This is a genomic window from Pseudomonas sp. RIT-PI-r (assembly GCF_001297015.1).
Classification (GTDB): Bacteria; Pseudomonadota; Gammaproteobacteria; order Pseudomonadales; family Pseudomonadaceae; genus Aquipseudomonas.
The window spans coordinates 444,659-465,231 of the sequence record NZ_LIGE01000025.1 but is presented as its reverse complement, the minus strand read 5'-3'; the positions used below and the strand labels follow the sequence as shown (position 1 = coordinate 465,231).

13 protein-coding genes are annotated in these 20,573 nt (G+C 57.6%); 5 read left to right on the top strand and 8 right to left on the bottom strand.

Annotation, left to right across the window (positions count from 1 at the left end; genetic code table 11):
- Window positions 1-209: 209 nt before the first annotated feature.
- The 3 genes from AK821_RS13930 (at window position 210) to AK821_RS13920 (ending at window position 4,496) form a co-directional block, all read left to right on the top strand.
- Window positions 210-1,349 carry a glycerate kinase gene (locus AK821_RS13930; RefSeq protein ID WP_064390210.1) on the top strand — a complete coding sequence of 380 codons (1,140 nt, stop codon included), beginning with the start codon at window positions 210-212 and terminating at the stop codon, window positions 1,347-1,349.
- A gap of 292 nt (window positions 1,350-1,641) precedes the next feature.
- Complete coding sequence (locus tag AK821_RS13925) at window positions 1,642-3,267, top strand: methyl-accepting chemotaxis protein (RefSeq protein WP_064390209.1); 1,626 nt, start codon at window positions 1,642-1,644, stop codon at window positions 3,265-3,267.
- A gap of 41 nt (window positions 3,268-3,308) precedes the next feature.
- Window positions 3,309-4,496, top strand: a complete 1,188-nt coding sequence (locus AK821_RS13920) for a pyridoxal phosphate-dependent aminotransferase (RefSeq protein WP_064390208.1) — start codon at window positions 3,309-3,311, stop codon at window positions 4,494-4,496.
- A 143-nt stretch (window positions 4,497-4,639) separates the two neighbouring features.
- On the opposite strand, the gene AK821_RS13915 is transcribed toward AK821_RS13920, so the two are convergent.
- From AK821_RS13915 to AK821_RS13895, 5 genes are all read right to left on the bottom strand, one after another.
- A complete protein-coding gene (locus AK821_RS13915) occupies window positions 4,640-5,617 on the bottom strand; it encodes a 2-hydroxyacid dehydrogenase (protein WP_064390207.1) in 978 nt (325 codons plus the stop codon).
- Window positions 5,618-5,630: 13 nt separating this feature from the next.
- Window positions 5,631-6,929 carry an MFS transporter gene (locus AK821_RS13910; RefSeq protein WP_064390206.1) on the bottom strand — a complete coding sequence of 433 codons (1,299 nt, stop codon included), beginning with the start codon at window positions 6,927-6,929 and terminating at the stop codon, window positions 5,631-5,633.
- Between the two features lie 105 nt (window positions 6,930-7,034).
- On the bottom strand, window positions 7,035-8,006 hold the full coding sequence (locus AK821_RS13905) for a sugar kinase (RefSeq protein WP_064390205.1): 972 nt from the start codon (window positions 8,004-8,006) through the stop codon (window positions 7,035-7,037).
- Window positions 7,999-8,781 carry a sugar phosphate isomerase/epimerase family protein gene (locus tag AK821_RS13900; protein ID WP_064390204.1) on the bottom strand — a complete coding sequence of 261 codons (783 nt, stop codon included), beginning with the start codon at window positions 8,779-8,781 and terminating at the stop codon, window positions 7,999-8,001. The genes AK821_RS13905 and AK821_RS13900 overlap by 8 nt, the downstream gene beginning before the upstream one ends.
- Window positions 8,782-8,930: 149 nt before the next feature.
- Entirely contained in the window at window positions 8,931-9,959 is a 1,029-nt protein-coding gene (locus tag AK821_RS13895) for a LacI family DNA-binding transcriptional regulator (RefSeq protein WP_064390203.1), read from the bottom strand.
- Between the two features lie 234 nt (window positions 9,960-10,193).
- Between AK821_RS13895 and AK821_RS13890 the strand changes: the two genes are divergently transcribed.
- Together AK821_RS13890 and AK821_RS13885 are read left to right on the top strand one after the other, a co-directional pair.
- A complete protein-coding gene (locus AK821_RS13890) occupies window positions 10,194-13,283 on the top strand; it encodes a hypothetical protein (protein ID WP_064390202.1) in 3,090 nt (1,029 codons plus the stop codon).
- Between the two features lie 249 nt (window positions 13,284-13,532).
- Entirely contained in the window at window positions 13,533-15,983 is a 2,451-nt protein-coding gene (locus AK821_RS13885) for an autotransporter outer membrane beta-barrel domain-containing protein (protein ID WP_064390201.1), read from the top strand.
- A gap of 49 nt (window positions 15,984-16,032) precedes the next feature.
- Here AK821_RS13885 and AK821_RS13880 read toward each other — a convergent pair whose 3' ends face one another.
- The 3 genes from AK821_RS13880 to AK821_RS13870 all read right to left on the bottom strand — a co-directional run bounded on the left by AK821_RS13880 (window position 16,033) and on the right by AK821_RS13870 (window position 20,560).
- On the bottom strand, window positions 16,033-16,491 hold the full coding sequence (locus AK821_RS13880) for a hypothetical protein (RefSeq protein ID WP_064390200.1): 459 nt from the start codon (window positions 16,489-16,491) through the stop codon (window positions 16,033-16,035).
- 194 nt (window positions 16,492-16,685) lie between these two features.
- Window positions 16,686-17,327 (bottom strand): DUF1345 domain-containing protein, encoded by a 642-nt coding sequence (locus AK821_RS13875; RefSeq protein ID WP_064390199.1) that lies wholly within the window; start codon window positions 17,325-17,327, stop codon window positions 16,686-16,688.
- Window positions 17,328-17,464: 137 nt separating this feature from the next.
- Window positions 17,465-20,560 (bottom strand): efflux RND transporter permease subunit, encoded by a 3,096-nt coding sequence (locus tag AK821_RS13870; protein WP_064390198.1) that lies wholly within the window; start codon window positions 20,558-20,560, stop codon window positions 17,465-17,467.
- Window positions 20,561-20,573: the final 13 nt, after the last annotated feature.

Here is a 20,573-nt window from a genome sequence, read left to right as displayed (position 1 = left end):
CCCCAAGGACGCCATCGCTAGCAGGCTCACTCCTGCAATTGGAATGCATTCCCCTGTAGGAGTGAGCCTGCTCGCGATGGCGGCGGTACATTCGCCGCAGAGTCTTTTGTGGAAATGAACAATAAACGCCCACGCCGCTTGTGCAGCGGACCGGCGTCAATGCGCATGCCGACTGGCAGCATGAGGGGCATTGGAACTGGAGAATTCGCATGAAAATCGTCATCGCCCCCGATTCGTTCAAGGACAGCCTGAGTGCCCAAGGCGTTGCCGAGGCCATTGCTTTGGGTCTGGCGCAAGTCTGGCCGCAAGCCACGCTGGTCAAATGCCCAATGGCTGACGGCGGTGAAGGCACGGTCGAGTCGATTCTCGCGGCCTGCGAAGGCGAGTTGCGCCGCACCCGTGTGCGTGGCCCGCTCGGCGCACCGGTTGAAGCCGCGTGGGGCTGGTTGCCGCACAACTGCACTGCGATCATCGAAATGGCTGAAGCCAGCGGCTTGCAACGGGTGCCACCGGGGCAGCGTGATGCCTGTATCACCAGCACATTTGGCACCGGCGAACTGATTCGTGCGGCGCTGGATGCCGGCGCGCAACGGGTGATTCTGGCGATTGGCGGCAGTGCGACCAACGATGGCGGCGCCGGTACGATGCAGGCGCTGGGGGTGAAATTGCTCGATGCGCAAAATCAGACGCTGGTACCGGGCGGTTTGGCCTTGGCGCAACTGGCGCGAGTGGACATCAGCGAACTTGATCCGCGTCTGGCGCATGTGCGATTTTATATCGCCGCCGACGTGAATAATCCGTTGTGCGGCCCCCACGGCGCATCAGCGATTTTCGGCCCGCAAAAAGGCGCTTCGCCGGCGCAGGTGCAGCAACTCGATCAGGCGTTGGGGCACTTCGCCGACCTGTGCGCAGAGGCGCTGGACAAAGATGTGCGCGATGAGCCGGGCTGCGGTGCAGCGGGTGGTTTGGGGTTTGCCGCCAAGGCATTTCTCGGCGCGCAATTCAAAGCCGGGGTAGAAGTGGTCGCCGAACTGGTCGGCCTCGCTGAAGCCGTTAAAGACGCGGATCTGGTGATCACCGGCGAAGGCCGCTTCGATGCCCAGACCTTGCGCGGCAAAACCCCGTTTGGTGTGGCGCGCATCGCCAAGCAGCACAACGTGCCGGTGATCGTGATCGCGGGCACCTTGGGCGAGGGTTATCAGGAACTCTACAACCACGGCATCGATGCCGCTTTTGCGCTGACCAGCGGCCCGATGACGCTGGAGCAGGCCTGCGCAGAAGCACCACGCTTGCTGCGCGAGCGCGCTACCGACATTGCCCGAGTCTGGCGACTCGCCAGCAAAAACTGACCCGCCTCTGTAGGAGCTGCCGAAGGCTGCGATCTTTTGATCTTTTTTTTAGAGCAAGTCCAAAGATCGCAGCCTTCGGCAGTTCCTGCATCAATATTGGAATCGCAGTGTTTCATTCATGTAACACCCTGAAAAATAGTTGATCTTGCCCCGCAATCTTCCTAAAGCCTGGCCGATACAGCTAACAGGCGCGCACACACCCCCAAAACAGTGACGCCGGACTGAAGCCCACCCCGCGGGCCAGTGATAACGGCATGGACGCTCGTAGTTTTTATCTTCCGAGAGTCCAATCATGTCCTTGCGTAACCTGAATATCGCGCCCCGTGCCTTCCTCGGTTTTGCCTTCATCGCCTTGCTGGTGGTCGTGCTCGGCGTGTTTGCCGTCAACCGCATGTCGATCATCCGCCAGGCTTCGATCGACATGGAGTCGACGCAACTGCCCAGCGTCACGCATCTCGCTGTGGTGACGGAAAACGTCCTGCGTCTGCGCATCCTGTCGTTCCGCGTGCTGGTCAATCGCGAACCGGCCGGTTTGCAGGAAGCCCAGACCCGCATCGCCACGTTGGTCGACAAGGTTCGCAGTGCCCAGGCCAGTTACGCCGCACTGCCGGCGGGCGCGGAAGAACGTGCGTTGTATCAGACGTTCGCCAGCACGCTGGACAACTACCTGCAAGCGCAGAACCAAATGATGGAGCTGTCACGTCAGGACAAAATCGATGAGATGCGCAGCCTGATCAACACGCGGATCAAGGACGGCACCGACCAAATGGGCCAGCAACTCAACAAGCTGATTGCGATCAACGCCGCTGGCGCTAAAGCCGCTTCGAAGCAGGCCGGTGAAAAATACGACAGTGCGATTTTCGGCATTGTCCTCGTCGCCATTGTTGCCGCGCTGGCCACGGTGCTGCTGGCCTGGTTGTTGACCCGCAGCATCGTCACCCCCTTGAACCGCGCCGTCGCCGCTGCGCGCACCATTGCCGAGGGCAACCTGACCAAGGTCATCGAAATCGATGGCAACGACGAGCCGGCGCGCCTGCTGGAAGCCTTGGCCGCGATGCAGGCCAACCTGCGCAAAACCATCGAACAGATCGCCGGTTCCGCCACGCAACTGGGCGCCGCTGCCGAAGAGCTCAGCGCCGTGACCGAAGAAGCCTCCCGTGGCCTGCAGCAGCAAAACAACGAGATCGAACAAGCCGCCACCGCCGTCAACGAGATGACCGCTGCCGTCGAAGAAGTTGCACGCAATGCGGTGTCGACTTCAGAAGCGTCGAACCAATCGACCCACGCCGCGCGCGAGGGTCGCGATCAAGTGGTGAAAACCGTCGACGCAATCCAGACCATGACCCATGACGTGCAGAACACCGCGCAAATGATCGAAGGCCTCGCTGCGCAAGGTCGTGACATCGGCAAAGTGCTCGACGTGATCCGCGCCATCGCCGAGCAGACCAACCTGCTCGCACTCAACGCCGCGATCGAAGCCGCGCGTGCCGGTGAGGCCGGTCGTGGTTTTGCCGTGGTTGCGGACGAAGTACGCGCGCTGGCCCATCGCACCGCGCAGTCGACCCAGGAAATCGAAAAAATGGTCGCCGGCATTCAAAACGGCACCGGCGAAGCGGTTTCGTCGATGCAACAGAGCAACCAACGCACCCAGTCCACCCTGGAAATGGCCCGTGCGGCCGGCGTCGCGCTGGAGCAGATTACCCAGTCGATTCATCAGATCAACGAGCGCAATCTGGTCATCGCCAGTGCTTCGGAAGAGCAGGCGCAAGTGTCGCGTGAGGTCGATCGCAACCTGGTCAACATTCGTGACCTGGCCACGCAATCGGCTGCCGGGGCCAACCAGACCAGCGCCGCCACCCATGAACTGTCGCGTCTGGCGGTAGATTTGAATGCCATGGTGGCGCGTTTTGTGATTTGAGATAGGGTGAAGACTGGAGACCGCGCCATCAGGAGACGTGCATGCGCTATTCAGCCTTGACCCAACGAATCGCCGGGGAAGGAGCCGCTGCCTGGCAGATTCACGATCGAGCGCTGGAGTTGCGCGCCGAGGGCGTTGATGTTCTGTTGTTGAGTGTGGGCGATCCGGATTTCGATACACCGCTGCCGATCATTCACGGCGCCATCGACAGCCTGTTGGCGGGCGACACGCATTACTCCGAAGTCCGTGGTCGGCTGGCATTGCGCAAGTTGATTGCCGAACGCCATCGGCGGCACAGTGGTCAGGCGGTCGATGCCGACCATGTGATCGTCATGCCCGGTGCGCAATGCGCGGTGTATTCGGTGGCGCAATGTCTGCTCGATCCGGGCGATGAGGTGATCGTCGCCGAGCCGATGTACGTCACTTACGAAGGTGTGTTTGGGGCGTGTGGCGCGACGGTCGTGCCAGTGCCGGTACGGCCGGAAAATGGTTTTCGCGTCGATCCGGCGGATGTCGCGGCACGTATCACGCCGAGGACCCGCGCCATGCTGCTCAACAGTCCGAACAATCCCTCTGGCGCCAGCCTGTCGCTGTTGATCTGGCAGGAACTGGCGGCGCTGTGCGTGCGGCATGATTTGTGGCTGATCAGCGACGAGGTCTACAGCGAACTGCTTTATGAAGGTCAGCACGTCAGCCCGGCGAGTTTGCCGGGTATGGCTGAACGCACGGCGACCATCAACAGCCTGTCAAAATCCCACGCCATGACCGGATGGCGCATCGGCTGGATGATCGGGCCGAAATCGTTGGCCGAGCATTTGGTCAATCTGTCGCTGAGCATGCTCTTTGGGCTGCCGGATTTTGTGCAGAAAGCGGCGGAAGTTGCGCTGGCCTCGTATCTGCCGGAAGTGACGCAGATGCGCGAGGAGTATCGGCTGCGTCGTGACCTGGTGTGCGAGCGTTTGCAGGGGTGTCCGGGGTTGTACCCGATCCGTCCCGATGGCGGCATGTTCGTGATGGTCGATATACGCCAGACCGGGCTCGGCGCCCAGGCATTCGCCGAGCGGCTGCTGGAGGGATATGGGGTTTCAGTGTTGGCGGGAGAGGCGTTCGGGCCGAGTGCGGCGGGGCATATTCGTATCGGCCTGGTGGTGGATCGGGTGAAACTGGCGGATGCCTGTGCGCGGATTGCTCTCTGTGCGGCGCAGCTTTTACGGGCGCGTAGTGCTTGATGGTTTTGTGTTGCCTGCATTGGCCCCATCGCTGGCAAGCCAGCTCCCACAGTGATTTGAGGTGGACATGATATTTGTGTCCGCTCGAAAATCCTGTGGGAGCTGGCTTGCCAGCGATGGGGCCAGATCAGGCAATAAAAATCTCAGCCCTGCCAGGCCAATGGATTCACCAGATTCGCCGGTTTTTCCCCACTCAACGCCGCCAACAGATTCTCCACCGCACACCGCGCCATCGCCTCGCGCGTTTCATGCGTCGCCGAACCCATGTGCGGCGTCGCCACGACGTTGTTCAACTGCAACAACGGTGAGTCATGCTGCAACGGCTCACGCTCAAACACATCCAGCCCGGCCGCGCGTATGCGGTTATTGCGCAAGGCTTCGATCATCGCCGCCTCATCCACCACTTTGCCCCGGGAAATATTGATAAAGATGCTTTGCGGGCGCATCAACGCAAACTGCTCTGCCCCGATCAAACCTTCAGTCTGCGCGGTCAGCGGCAAGGTCAGACAAATGAAATCGGCCTGCTGAAGCAGATCCTCAAGACTACGATATTGCGCATCAAACCGCGCCTCGACCGCCGGCTTGCGCGACTGACTGTGATAGAGCACCGGCATGCCAAAACCGAAATGGCCACGCTGCGCCAACGCCTCGCCGATGCGCCCCATGCCGATGATCCCCAGCGTCTTGCCATGCACATCGGTGCCGAAATGCGCCGGGCCGATGTTGCGGCTCCATTGACCGCTACGCACCATGTTCGCCAACTCGACCACACGCCGGGCGGCGGCGAGGATCAGGGCGAAACCGGTGTCGGCGGTGGTCTCGGTGAGTACATCCGGCGTGTTGGTGAGAAGGATCTTGCGCTGCGTCAAGTAATCGATGTCGTAGTTGTCGACGCCGACCGAGACGCTGGCGATGGCCTCAAGCTGCGGCGCCAGATCGAGTAACGCGGCATCCAGTTTCAGGCTGGCACCGAGCAGGCCGTGAGCGCGGGGCAGGGCGTCACGCAGTTGCATGAGGCCGTCGGCGTCGAGGCTTTCGATCAGCGCGACCTCGCACTGTTCCTGTAGACGCGCCATCAGCGCTGGCGACAGTTTCTTGTACAACACGACTTGTTTTTTCATGACAAAAATCTCTTCAGGAATGCGCCGGCACGGCACGCGTGGCGACGGCTTTGGCAACGACGCGATCACTGGCGCCGGGCTTGAGGAACATGGTCAGCACCACCGACAGCAGCAACGCGCCGCTCATCAACAGGTACGAAGCGCCGGGCGAACCGGTCGAACTGTTCAGGTAACCGACCAGATACGAGCCGCCAAATGAACCGAGCGCGCCCATGCTGTTGATCAGCGCCATCGCGCCACCGGCCACGTTGGCAGGGAGAATCTCCGGGACGATCGCAAAGAACGGTCCATAAGGCGCGTACATGCAGGCGCCGGCAATCACCAATAGCGTGTATGACCACCAGAAGTGTTCAGCGCCCAAGGCGTAGGAGCCGTAAAAGGCAATGGATGCAATCAACAGCGGTGGCCAGACAAAGCGTTTGCGCTTTTGCAGTTTGTCCGAGCCCCACGACACGGCGAGCATGCCGATCACCGCCGCCAGATACGGCAGCGCCGACAGCCAGCCAGCCTCGATCATGTCCATTTGCGCGCCGGCCTTGAGGATCGACGGCAGCCACAAGACAAAGCCATAGACGCCGATGCTCCAGCAGAAAAACTGCAGCGCCAGAATGATCACCTTCGGCGAACGGAACGCCTCGGCGTAGTTCTTCACGGCTTTGATACCGACCTGCTCGGCAGCCAAGGCACTTTCCAGGTCGTGCTTTTCCTCATCGCTCAGCCACTTCGCCTGGGACGGACGATCATCGGCCAGACGCCACCAGATAAACGCCCACAGCACCGCCGGCAAACCTTCGATGATGAACATCCAGCGCCAGCTGAAATGCTGCACCAGGTACCCCGAGACCACTGACATCCACAGCATCGTTACCGGGTTGCCGAGGATCAGAAAGGTGTTGGCACGCGAGCGTTCAGCACGGGTAAACCAGTGGCACAGATACACCAGCATCGCTGGCATCACTGCTGCTTCAACCACGCCGAGCATGAAACGGATGACGATCAGCCAATAAGCGTTGGAGACCACGCCGGTCAATGTGGCGAGGCCGCCCCAGAGGATCAGGCTGACGAAAATCAGCTTTTTCACACTGTGTTTTTGTGCGTAGATCGCACCGGGTACCTGGAAGAAAAAGTAACCGAGAAAGAACAGCGCGCCGAGCAGCGACGACAGTCCCGGAGTGATCATCAAGTCGGCGGCCATACCGGACGCGGCAGCGAAGCCATAGTTGGCGCGATCAAGATACGCCAGGCTGTAGGTGATGAACACAATCGGCATGATGTACCACCAGCGGCGGGTGGCGAGGGTTGCGGTTTTCATGGGTGTTGCTCCTGAGCTTGTTGTTTTTGTCGCAGCAGGTTCAATAAATCGGTTGTCTCTCAGGGCCTCATCGCGAGCAGGCTCACTCCTACAGGAGAACGCATTTCAAATGTAGGAGTGAGCCTGCTCGCGATTGGCGTCTTCGAATTCGGTAAATAGTTCAGCCCGGGTTGGAAGGCCCTCCATATCCCCGCGACTCTGCACCGCACGACTGCCAATCCAGTTCGCCCGCTGCACCGCCTCGGCAAAGCTCTGGTGTTCCAGCAAGGCGCTGATCATTCCCACGGCAAAACCATCACCGGCGCCCACCGTGTCGACCACCTTCGCCACCGGCACCCCGGCGACAAAACCCTGAGCCTGATGAGTGCGGTAGTAGGCGCCTTCCGGCCCGAGTTTGATCGCCACCGCTTCCGCACCTTGATCCAGATAAAACGCCGCAATGTCCGCCGGGTCTTCAAGCCCGGTGAGCAAGCGGCCTTCGCTCAATCCCGGCAACACCCAATGGGCGAGGGCGGCGAGGCGGTTGATCTCGCGGATCATTTCGCGCTCGCTGGCCCACAGGCTTGGGCGCAGGTTGGGATCGAACGACACGCTGCGACCGGCGCTGCGCATGCGCGTCATCAGTTCGAAAGACATCTCTCGCGCTGAGGCCGACAGCGCTGGCGGAATGCCGGTGGCGGGCAGGTGTCGCGCGCTCAGCAGGTTGGCGGTAATCGACTGCGGTGACAGATGACTGGCCGCCGAACCGCGCCGGAAATATTCGACCTGCGGATCGCTACCATCGTCGTTGCGGGATTTGAACTGGAAACCGGTCGGGTGCTGTTTATCGACATCGACATGACTGCAGTCCAGGCCTTCTTTAATCAACGTCTCGACCACAAAGCGCCCAAGCGAATCATTGCCAACCCGACTCAGCCACGCGACGTTGAAACCCAGGCGCGAAAGGCCGATGGCGACATTGCTGTCGGCCCCGGCGATGCGCTTGTGGAAGTGCTCGACCGTTGCCAGATCTCCGGTCTGCTCAGCGACCAGCATCGCCATGGTTTCGCCGAACGAAAGAATATCGATCTCAGACATGAGCAGGCTCCAGACGCGATTGGCCGAGGCGGGCGAGGGCGGCGACGTGTTCGCTGGTCAGTTGCAACAGATCCTCGCCCTGCAACGGATATTCGGCGGCGCGCATAACGCCTTGGGCCATGTGCCGCAGCAGTTGTTCCCACAGATGCAGGTCACTGACGGCAGGCGGCACCGCGACCAGTTTGCCGTCGGCGCGACGGGCCACGGCTTTGCAGTGCACATAGCCGACATGCCGCCCGAGCAGGCGGGCGGCGCTGGGGGCGGACGGGTCCTGCCCCTGCCAGTGGCCGATGTCGAAAGTCATCTTGATCGGCAGGTTGTGCTGCTCGACAGCGTTGAAGAAGCGTTGAAACGGTTCGATACGCCCGCCATGCAAGGTTTGGTCGTTTTCCACCAGCAACTGCACGGGGCTGTGCTGCAAACGCTCGGCCAAGGCTTGCAGATCGTTATTGTCGGTGAAGTAGCCGAGGGAGACTTTCAGCCATTTCGAACCGAACGCTTCGGCCTGTTGCAGGGCGGTAATCAATTCGGGATTCGGTGGTGCCTGACCGGCCAGCCACAGTTCGGTGGGCGAGGAATAGATGCTCTGCAGGCCCTGCGCCTGAGTGGCCTCGGCCAGTTGCGCAGGGTCTTCGCGCGTCAGCAATTCTTCGCGCCACTCGATGCGATTGGCCCCGGCGGCAGCCAGGATATCGATGAATGAAGCTTGTCCACGCTGACGCACAAGCTCGGCGCCGTAGCTGGACAGACTGATGGAAACGTCGGGTTTATTCATTGTTATTGACCTCTGAAACCGGTTTCATTTTTGTTCAAAAAAATATCAGGTGTTCTGTATTGTCCTTTCCGACGCTATCGCGAGCAGGCTCACTCCTACAGGGGAACGCATTCCAAATGTAGGAGTGAGCCTGCTCGCGATAGGTCAGCTCAAACAACGCTAATCCCCAAGGTTGACCCACGCTCAACCAGCACCGGCGCAAAATCCACCACCCGCGCCACCTCATCATCCCCACGCAAACGCTTGAGCAAACACTCAAACGCCCGCGCACCAATCTCTGCCGTCGGCTGAGCCAGTGCGGTAATCCCGCTGCCCACCAACGGATACCAATCCAGATCATCCAGGGCGATGAACCCGACATCCTCGAACAACCGGCAACCCATCTGGCGCAACGCAGTCGTTGCGGCCAGCGCTGCCACGCCATTGGCGCAGAACAACGCTTTTGGTCCGGCACCGGGCGTATTTAAAAAGGTTTGCAGTTGTGCGCCCAGCTCATCGCCGGTTTCCAGCACCACCCCAGTCAGCGCCGAGCGCTGAGCAATCTGTGCCTGAAAACTGCTGACCCGCTCGATCCGCGAACTGGTGCCGTCATAGGGTTCAGTCACCAGCACCAGATTGCGATAACCGCGCTGCTCCAGATGCATCAGCGCCATCTCCACAGCTAGCGGGTTGTTCAGCCCGACCATGTCGCTGTCGAGACCGTCGACCTTGCGATCGACCAGCACCAGCGGCATCTCGCGACGCAGTTCGTGCAACTCGTCACGGTGATGGCCCAGGGTGTTCACGATCAGTCCTTCGATGTTGTACGAACGCAATAGGGCCAAGTGCTGGCGCTCCTGCTCGTCATCGCGGTCGGTGTTGCATACCACCAGGCTGTAGCCGTGCGCCCGGCAGGCGGTTTCCACCCCGTGCATCACGGCAATTGAATAAGGGTTACGGATATCGGCCACCAGCATGCCGATCAGGCGCGTGCGCCCGCGTTTCAGGCCGCGCGCCATTTGGTTGGGGCGGTAGCCGAGTTCGCTGATGGCTTGCTCGATGCGCAGGGCGATGGCATCAGAGAGCAGGGCGCGGTCATCGCCGATGAAGCGCGAGACGCTGGCCTTCGAGACCCCGGCGCGCTCGGCGACGTCGAGCATGGTCACGCGGCTGCGTTGGGCGGTGGAGAAGTCGTTCATCGTGGCGGCAACTTTCTTGTTGTTGGAGTGTTTGAAACGTCATTGAAACCGGTTTCAGGAAACACCAATCGGCGTGTGTACGTCAAGGTGCGTTAATCACGAGCCAACCTGCGTCAGAGGTCTTTCGCCGACGAGCGGTCGCTTTACCTGTCAGATCTGACAGTAGGCAAGTCTGTTCGCTAAGCGCTTAATTCCCTCAGCGTTGCGAACGGAATTTTACAGGGCCGTCAGCCAATGAATTCTTTCTCTATCGAAACAAATAACATCGGTATTTTTGCGGTTCCGCTAACGATCGATGGCGTCGGCACGGGCGGTGCACTTCCACCTGACGCACCCGTTAAAGGCGTGATCATCCGTATACCCATGTGGCCGAATCCGTCGGTCATTCCTGGTAACTTCGATCTGATTGAAATCATGGTTCTGGAACCCGGAGCCTCCGAGGCAGAAGAACAGATTTTTCACAGTGAACGCCTTCCAGTACCTGTGACCGTCCCTGATTTTTTTATCCTTCCACCTCGATATTTACAGCGTGACGGCGATATCCGGCTCAGATATCGCGTTACTGCGCAAGATACTGGTAATCCTGATACGTCCTTGCCGCAATGGTACATCGTCAGCCGACTAATTCCCGTCAACTTGTTGGAGCCGGAATTTCCAAGTGCGACTATCTGGGGGTATCTCAATTGCAATTCAGTACCCAAAGTGTGGGAAACAGTACAAATCAAAGTGCCTGCGCAGCCTGGACGGTTTGCCGAAAAAGACGTCGTCACTCTGGATTGGGAAGGTTTTCAAAGTCTCAATGGCGTTAGGCCAATCAAAGGAACGGCGGGACGGTTCTCCAAAACATTGACCCTGGCAGATGCTAATTCAACTGACGGATTCTCGTTTGAGCTGACTTCCCAACATTACGCCAAATATATTGAGCCGATGGCAAGAGATGCTTCTGCTCTTGCCACCTACACCTTGCATCGAAATAACACCGCTTTGGGAAAGTCAGAAACTGGCCTGGTCAAATTCGACCGGGTTGTTCCTGGTAAAAGTAATTTTTGTGGGCCGGTAACAAGTGTGTTGGACGTTTCTGAAAGCAACAAAATGTTAGCCAAAGAAGTTAGCAGTCTGCAGTCGCGTAGTTTTCTATTGGGCGATAACGTTAATTATCCAATAAATGGCATGTTGATGGAGCGTACGAATATGAATATGCAGGCGAAACTTGGGACGGGTGTGCTGGCGTTGCCTCCTGTTATTGTAGGCAATTTGCCGGATGGTCGATTGACTTACGAGCAGTTGGTCGTTAATAAAAAAATTACTGTGCACTTGACTGATATTGATGATAAGGGCCCGGACGGGGCAGCAAGGATTGAACTTTATCTTTTTCCCAAGGGAACAGTTCCTGTCGAGTTCGACCCAACGTTTGTTGTTGTGACGAAAACCAAAGCCGCCGAGCCCGGTGGAGACTGGACATTCCCTATTGTGTTCGAGGTCGATATCCCGGCCAGGGTAAGGGAGGTCTTCAATGCGAACGGTGATTACACACCTTTTGAATTGTCGTTCTTCATTTATGATGCATTCGATAACGTCGATACCTCCAGTCCCCACACCGAGATCCTGCTGGATCAGACTGCGCCTTACCAACGCCAACCCGGTGGTCCGAACGGCACAGGTATACGGCCTACGCTGTTGACCTTGGGTGCGGGGTTTCCTCCAGTTATCGATGATGCCTGGCTGCTCAATCCTGCCAACAGTGGTGGTTTGAATTTAACCATTCCCACGGCTTATCAGAAGTTCGAAGCGAGCAAAGATAAGGTCAATTTTTATATCTCGACGCAAACCACGTTTTCTCTGATGCAGGGTGAAGGCGCGGTGGTCGAAGACTTTCCAGTGCCAACCGGCGGTGTTATCAATGTGCCGCTCAGCTATTTGTCGGCGATGAATGAAGGGTCTTACTTTTATTCCTACAACCTGATCGATTTGCCGGGCAATGTAAGCAATAACTCGGCTATTACCACGCTGTTCAGGCGCGTCAAGACTCCTGCGCCGGTATTGGAAGTTCCAAGAATCCCTGTCACGGGGCCCAATGGCAGTGTTCCGATTACCTTGTCCACTGCTGCTGATCCAACCAAAGTCATCATGGAAATCGACTTTCCGTTGAATTCGCTTCCGGGTGATCGAATCATTCCGTACTTGACCTCTGATCAGGCCGGGGCAGCGATTGCGTTGCCTGAACAACCGATTCCGCCGGCTGGTACTGCCGGGCCTCTGCTTTTCGAACTGGATTTTGACATCATGTCCCAGCTCTTTGGCGATGCCAATGGGACTCAAGAGGTGGAGTTTGAGTACTGGTACGAACTGGAGCGCTCAACAATCACGCCTAACCCGACTTCGGCGTCTGTGTTTGCCATCGTCGACTTTTCCTATGCCGGGCCTGAGCAACCGAATCTGCCCGACTTGCCGAACATCAACATTTCTCCTGTCGTGGTGCAGGGCGCTGGGACTCCGGCGCCAGCACCAAACACACTGGGTCCGGCACAGGCTGGTATTGCGGCAACGATGAACTGGCCTTTGTGGACTGATGTAAACCGTCCGATCACCGGGCGTGAAATCGTCAAGTTCTATTACCAGGATAAACAGGTCGGCGAACCCATTCCGGTACGGGTGGGCGACACAACCGTGCAAACGACATTGCCTTGGGAAACCATTCGCCTGGAGGGGAACGGTACGGGGGCAGACGCTCGCAAAGCGTACATCACCATCGAGTACCCGGGCAGCGCCAACGTGATGAAGCAGAAGATACCTACCGATGTCCAGGTGACTGCTATCGTGATCAATGTACCCGCGCCTCAGCTTATCGTGTCAGCGTTCCGAGCTGCGAGTGGAACTGTTGTGCCGGAGCGGATTATCACCAGCATCAACTGCCCTAGCCTTAATCATCCTGTTACGGTGAACGGTCCAATGCCGCCGTATCAGCCGCGTAATTTGCGGATCCGGATTATCCGCGATGCCAATATCCCGACTGGGGCAACGGTCGATCTGACGTTCGTGGGGCGCACCACAAATACTCCAGCTGGCACGGATATTCCCAACACCACTATCACGGATTCCGCCCCGATGCCGCCAACGGGAGATCTAGAGTTCCGTCTTACCGATTATGAGGCGATCAAAACGATCCAGTTGCCGAGTACTGCACCAGGGACTCGTCCAGCCACCCGTTACGCCCGCATTGCCTACACGGTCAACGGCATTACATCCGAAACGATCGTCCCTGTGGCGCTTCTGAATACGAGTCTGGTGTATTGCGACATTGAACGGCCTGAAGTAACTCCTTGATTCGGCGTATGAGTTCGTCAGCGCTGGTGAAAGTCAACTGGCTTTTCTTTCATCAGTGCTGGCGATTTTTTACTTTCGAATGCAAAGCCTCGTACATGAAAATGAGATAAGTCCTACCTCGACGAGGATGTGTCCTACATATAACTGGCTTGGTAAACCGTAGTCTGACGGCCGTCTCGGATTGCCCTCACATATCAGTCATGGGGGGAACCGCGTTCGTCAGGTAATGTTACCGAGTAGGGCCTAAATATGTCTTCAATATCAGATTCCGCGTTTCCCAGAAGCACTCTTCATTTTTGTTTGCTTACATGTATTCCAATTTTATTTGATTCGGGATTGTCCCACGCCTCCACCGTTCCAGCAGGCACCACGCAAAATATTGATGCCACTACACCATTGGATACCTGGCAACTTGAAACCAATGCTTCGTTGATAGGCCTTGGCGCCGAAACTCTCGCTATCACTGGTACGGTGGGCAGTACTGTCAACTTGACCGGCTCTACCGTTACCTCAGCATCTGCTTCACAAGGAATGTTCCTGACCAACGCCAGTGCCATATTGAGTCGCACTACTGTCACCAGTGCGGGCGGGATTGGTATGTCAGCGGTTCGTGGCGTTGCCAGCGTCGGAGGATCGACGGTGACCTTGCGTGACCAATCGGTAGTTCAAGGCCTACAAGGCGGGGTCGCGGGCAATCGGTTCAGCAATATCGATATCCAGAACTCCACTGTGCAAGGCACCGGAGGCAGCAGTTTTGGTATTCGATTGCTTGAAGGCACACTGTCCGCCACCTCAAGTACCCTCACGGGTGGACGCAACGGTTTGATCGTCGGAACCGACACTCAGGCATCGGCCATCATTCCATCAACGATCGTGCTTGATGGTACGCGAGTGGTAGGTCAGGGCGGCTCCGCCATTTTCGTGGGCTTCAATGCGCCGAATTTCCCTACCATTGCCAATATCACAGTACGTAATCATTCGACATTGATCGGCGCCAACGGCACCTTGCTTGAGGTCGGTCCTGGTGCTTCCGCAAATCTTGTCGTGGACGACAGCGTTCTAAAGGGGAATGTCGAAGTGGCTTCCGGCAGCTCGGCAAATGTCACGCTGCAAAACAATGCAACCTTGAGCGGCAACTTGCAAAACGTTACCAGCGCGACACTCAATAATCGGGCGAATATGACGGGCAACGTCATAGGTGCATCTACCATGTTGATCGACAATGCTTCCATGTTGACCGGCGACTTGCAGAATGTCGCCAACACCACGATCAACAATCAAAGCGTTATGACCGGCAACGTTTCAGGTGCCGCGAACAGCGTTTCGGCCTTGCGGCTGGACAATGCTTCCACGCTGATAGGGCAAGTCAATGATGTTGCCAACTTTGCCATCGGCAATCAGGCGTTGTGGCAAATGACCGCCAGCCAATCTGTGAGTAACCTGGCGCTCACCAATGGCGGCAGGGTGAAGCTGGGCGACGGCCAACAGTATTTCCAGCTTGATGTGGCGAATCTGTCGGGCAGCGGTACGTTCGAGATGGGCACCGACTTCAACAGGGGCATCAGTGATCTATTGAATGTGACGGGCAGTGCAGCCGGTAATCACCAGTTATTGGTTTCAAGTACAGGGCTGGACCCTGTCAGTGATGCGTCAATAAAAGTGGTGCAGAGCGTCGCCGGTACTGCCGAATATGGTTTGGTCAACAGCAAAGTGGATGCCGGTGCATTCACTTACAAATTGATCAAGGAAGGAAACGACTGGTATTTGCAGCCTGACAAGGAAGTTGTCAGTACACCCACACGCTCGGTCTTGGCCATTTTTGGTACGGCTCCCACGGTGATATACGGCGAGATGGCATCGTTGAATAACCGCATGGGCGATCTTCGCAATAACAGCGAGTTGACCGGTGGCTGGGTTCGCTCTTACGGCAATCGATATTCCATCAGCAATAACGCTTATGGCGATGGTTACAGCCAAAATCAGTATGGTTTGTCCATGGGTGTGGACACTCCAATCCAGCTCGCGGATGAAACAGTATTGTTTGGCGTTTTCGCAGGGTACAGCAAGTCCGATCTGGACTTGAAACGCGGCAGTTCAGGCGAAATCGACAGCACCTCGATCGGTGTCTATGGTACGTGGTTGGGTGAGAGTGGCTATTACCTGGATACTGTTGCCAAGCTCAATCATTTTCGCAACGATGCCAAAGTGACGATGAGTGATGGCACTCGTACCAAAGGTGATTACAACAACCTTGGCGCGAGTGCGTCGGTGGAGTTTGGTAAGCACATCGACATCAGCGAGGATTACTACGCTGAAGTTTTCACTCAGTGGCAGGCTGCGTCTGTGCAAGGCAAGGAATATACGCTGGATAACGGGTTGCGCGCTGACGCCGACACTACACGCTCTATGCTTGGCAAGGTGGGCGTCACGCTAGGCAGAGGTACGACCTTGGCGGATGGCAGTATCGTGCAGCCTCATGTGCGCGCCGCGGTAGTCAACGAATTTGTGAAAAACAACGAAGTGCGCATCAACGATAATAAATTCAATAACGATTTGTCCGGTGGGCAGTTTGAAGTGGGGGCCGGAGTATCATGGACATTGACTGGCCGTTGGCAGATGTACGCAGAGGTGGATACCAGCAAAGGTGAAAATGTCAGCAAAGACTTTGGTATGGGCATTGGTGTCCATTATCAATTTTGAGTCATAAAAAAAGGGAGGCTTAGCCTTCCTTTTTTTTTAATGCTTTTATTCATCCAGCCTTCAAAACCTGAAAATTGCCTTTCAGGGTAAACGTGTCGCCCTCTGTACCTGGATACTCAAGAGCTGCCTGGAAACTGCCTTTGACGTTGTCTCCAAGCGCTGGCTCCAGTTTGATATTTCCAGAGACGCTTTCATAGACAGTCCCATCAGCATCTTTAAAACTAAAGTCCACATCAGCGCGCGATCTCAACTCATAATCGCCAACGGCGAAATTGGCCGGTAATGAAATGTACACTGTCCGAGCAGCCAGGCTTTTTGCCTTTGTCTTTGCGGCGGGTCGATGTACGGCTGTAATAAGAACGGCGTCGGTTTTTTGTGGCCCGGATTTCACGTTGTCTATCAGTCGAGAAGTGGCGATAAACTCTGGAAATTCTGTTTTCGTAGCAAATGCTGCTGCATTGACATAGTTACCGTCTGCGAAGCTGGTGCGCTTGATTACCGCTTTCATGGAATCGGTCTCCGTTACGAAAGAAGAGGTACCCAAAGGCCTTAGCCCTAATCCTGGATGAGCCATCTAATACTGTCCGTATAGGGATTGTATACTGTCACTGTTGACAGTTTACGAAGTCTCCAATCTGTGAAACTAATGGTTCTTGGATAACATCGCCGGTTGCCAAGTAATTGTCGTCTTCCAGGCCACCTTCAACTAAACAACCCTGCCGCAATATTGATCGAGAAGCCCAATATCGCCGTGTTGAATACGAACCCGATCAACGATTGCGCCAGCACAATCTTGCGGATATCCCGCGTCGCCACGCCCACATCCGCTGTTTGCACCGCCACGCCGATGGTGAACGAGAAGTACAAGAAGTCCCAATAGTTGGGCGTGGTCAGTCCTTCGGCGAAACGCAGCGCCGGTTCCTTGCCATCCCAGGTGTAAAACAGGCGGGCGTAGTGCACGCAGAAAATCACTCCGATCAGTAGCCACGAACCGATCACTGTGAGTGCGGTAAACCCGTAATGCATGAGCTTGCGCGCGGTTTCCAGGTCTTTGCTGCCCGCCAGTTCGAAGGTGATGGTCGCCAGACTCGCCAGCGCGGCGATGCACACCACGAACAGCACCAGCCCGGCATTTTCGTCTTCGACTTCAGCGATGCGTTTGACGTCCGGGGCCTTGGCGCGCACGGTCAGCCAGAACATCAGGATCAGGTAAGTCCAGACACCGGCGTTCCAGCCAATGAGGATTTTACTGACGATGGAGTCGGCGGGTGCCAACAGGCCGGTGGCAAGGCCGAACAGGGCGGCGGCAGACAGGCGAGGGTGGGTGCGAGCGAGAAAGCGCATGGGGACTCACTTGGTGAACTGTCCCAGCACCATAGCTCACACAACCTTGCTTTTGTAGGAGCTGCCGCAGGCTGCGATCTTTTGATCTTCAAAACAACATCAAAAGATCGCAGCCTGCGGCAGCTCCTACTTTTGCATCAGTGCCTGGTGAATCGTTGTACGAGCTTCATGACGACGACGAAGAAGACCGGGACGAAGATCACCGCCAGCGTCGCGGTGATCATGCCGCCGATCACCCCGGTCCCGATGGCTTGTTGGCTTGCGGAACTGGCGCCAGTGGCGATGGCCAGTGGCACCACACCGAGAATGAACGCCAGCGACGTCATCACGATCGGACGCAGACGCAGACGTGCTGCCTGCAACGTCGCATCGATCAGGTCATGCCCTTCGTCATACAAGCTCTTGGCAAACTCGATGATCAGGATCGCGTTCTTTGCCGAGAGGCCGATGATGGTGATCAGCCCGACCTTGAAGAACACATCATTGGGCATGCCGCGCAACGTCACGGCCAGCACCGCGCCGAGCACGCCCAGTGGCACCACCAGCAACACCGAGGTTGGAATCGACCAACTCTCGTACAGCGCCGCCAGACACAGGAACACCACCAGCAAGGACAGACCGAGGAGGATCGGCGCCTGATTGCCGGACAGGCGTTCCTGCAACGACAACCCGGTCCATTCCTGACCAAGGCCTTTCGGGCCCTGCGCTACCAGACGTTCGATTTCGGCCATGGCCTCACCGGTACTGTGCCCCGCTGACGGTTCGCCGGAAATCGCAATCGCCGGATAACCGTTGTAACGGGTCAACTGCGCCGGGCCCTGAATCCAGTTGGCCTGCACGAACGCTGACAGCGGCACCATGTGCCCGGTGTTGTTGCGTACGTGCATTTTCAGCAGGTCGGCGACCTGGCTGCGTTGATCGCCTTCGGCTTGCACGACGACACGCTGCATGCGCCCCTGGTTGGGGAAGTCGTTGATGTAGCTGGAACCGACGGCGGTGGACAGCACATTACCAATGTCGGCAAACGATACGCCCAAGGCATTTGCCTGCTTGCGGTCGACGACCAATTGCACTTGCGGCGCTTCGGCCAGCGCGCTTTCGCGCACGTTCATCAGTACCGGGCTTTTCTCCGCTGCCGCGAGCAGTTCGGTGCGCGCCTGCATCAAGGTCGCATGGCCGAGGCCGCCGCGATCCTGCAAACGGAACTCGAAACCACTCGATGTGCCCAGGCCATCCACGGGCGGTGGCAGTACCGAGAACGCCATGGCGTCCTTGATCTCGCTCAACGCGATATTGGCGCGGTCGGCAATCGAGCTGGCGGAGTCATCACTGCCGCGCTGCGACCAGTCCTTCAAGGTCGAAAACGCCAAGGCTGCGTTCTGGCCGCTACCGGAGAAGCTGAAACCGAGAATCACCACACTGTCGCTGATCCCTGGCTCGCCGGCGTTATGCGCCTCGAGCTGTTCCGCCACGGCCACCGTACGATTCTTGGTCGCACCGGGTGGCAGTTGAATGTCAGTGATGGTGTAACCCTGATCTTCCACCGGCAGGAACGAGGAGGGCAGACGCGCGAAGCACAGACCGAGCCCCACCAGCAGGACGACGTAGATCAGCAGGTATCGGCCACTACGTTTCAGCGCATAGCCGACCCAGCCCTGATAACGATCGGTCAGGTGCTCGAAGCGGCGGTTGAACCAGCCGAAGAACCCGGATTTCTCGTGATGTTCACCCTTGGCAATCGGCTTGAGCAGCGTTGCGCACAGCGCTGGGGTCAAGGTCAGGGCAAGGAACGCCGAGAACAGAATGGACGTGGCCATCGACAGCGAGAACTGTTGGTAGATCACCCCGACCGAGCCCTGCATGAAGGCCATCGGAATGAACACCGCCACCAGCACCAGCGTGATGCCGATGATTGCGCCAGTGATCTGCGTCATCGCCTTGCGTGTGGCTTCCTTGGGCGACAAACCCTCGGTGGCCATGATCCGTTCGACGTTTTCGACCACGACAATCGCGTCGTCCACCAGAATGCCAATGGCCAGGACCATGCCGAACATGGTCAGCACGTTGATTGAGAAGCCCAGCGCCAGCATGGTCGCGAACGTGCCCATCAATGCCACTGGCACCACCAGTGTCGGGATCAGCGTGTAACGCACGTTCTGCAGAAACAGGAACATCACCGCGAACACCAGCAACATCGCTTCGCCCAAGGTGTAGACCACTTTGGTGATCGAGACTTTGACGAACGGTGAAGTATCGTACGGGATCTTGTATTCCACCCCCGCCGGGAAATAGCGCGCCAGCTCATCCATCTTCGCCCGCACCAGCGTCGCGGTGTTCAGCGCGTTGGCCCCCGGCGACAGCTGCACGCCGACGGCGGTGGACGGCTTGCCGTTGAGGCGCGTGCCGAACTGGTATTCCTGACTGCCGATCTCGACCCGCGCCACATCACCGATGCGCACGGTGGAGCCGTCGCGATTAGCCTTGAGCACGATGTCGGCGAACTCTTGCGGCGTCGACAACTGACCTTTCACCAGAATGGTTGCGGTGATTTCCTGGCTGGACGGGTTTGGCAAATCGCCAATGCTGCCGGCGGAAACCTGGGCGTTCTGCGCGACGATGGCGGCGTTGACGTCCGCCGGCGTCAGGTTGAAACCGATGAGTTTCTGCGGATCGATCCACACGCGCATCGCTCGCTCGGCGCCATACAGCTGCGCCTTGCCGACGCCGTCGAGACGCTTGATCTCGTTCATCACGTTGCGCGCCAGATAATCGCTGAGCGCGACGTCGTCGAGTTTGCCGTCACTGGACGTCAGGGTGATCAGCAGGAGGAAACCGGAGGAGACTTTCTCCACCTGCAAGCCTTGCTGATTGACCGCTTGCGGCAGACGCGACTCGACCACTTTCAGGCGGTTTTGCACGTCGACCTGCGCCAGCTCCGGATTGGTGCCAGGCTGGAAAGTCGCCTTGATCGTCGCACTGCCAAGGCTGCTCTGCGATTCGAAGTACAGCAGGTGATCGGCACCGTTGAGCTCTTCTTCGATCAGGCTGACCACGCTTTCGTCGACGGTTTGCGCCGACGCACCAGGGTACACGGCATAGATTTCGATCTGCGGCGGCGCGACATCGGGGTATTGCGCCACCGGCAATTGCGGGATGGCGAGCGCACCGGCCAGCAGGATGAACAACGCGACGACCCAGGCAAACACCGGACGGTCGATAAAGAATTGCGGCATGGAAAAGCGTCCT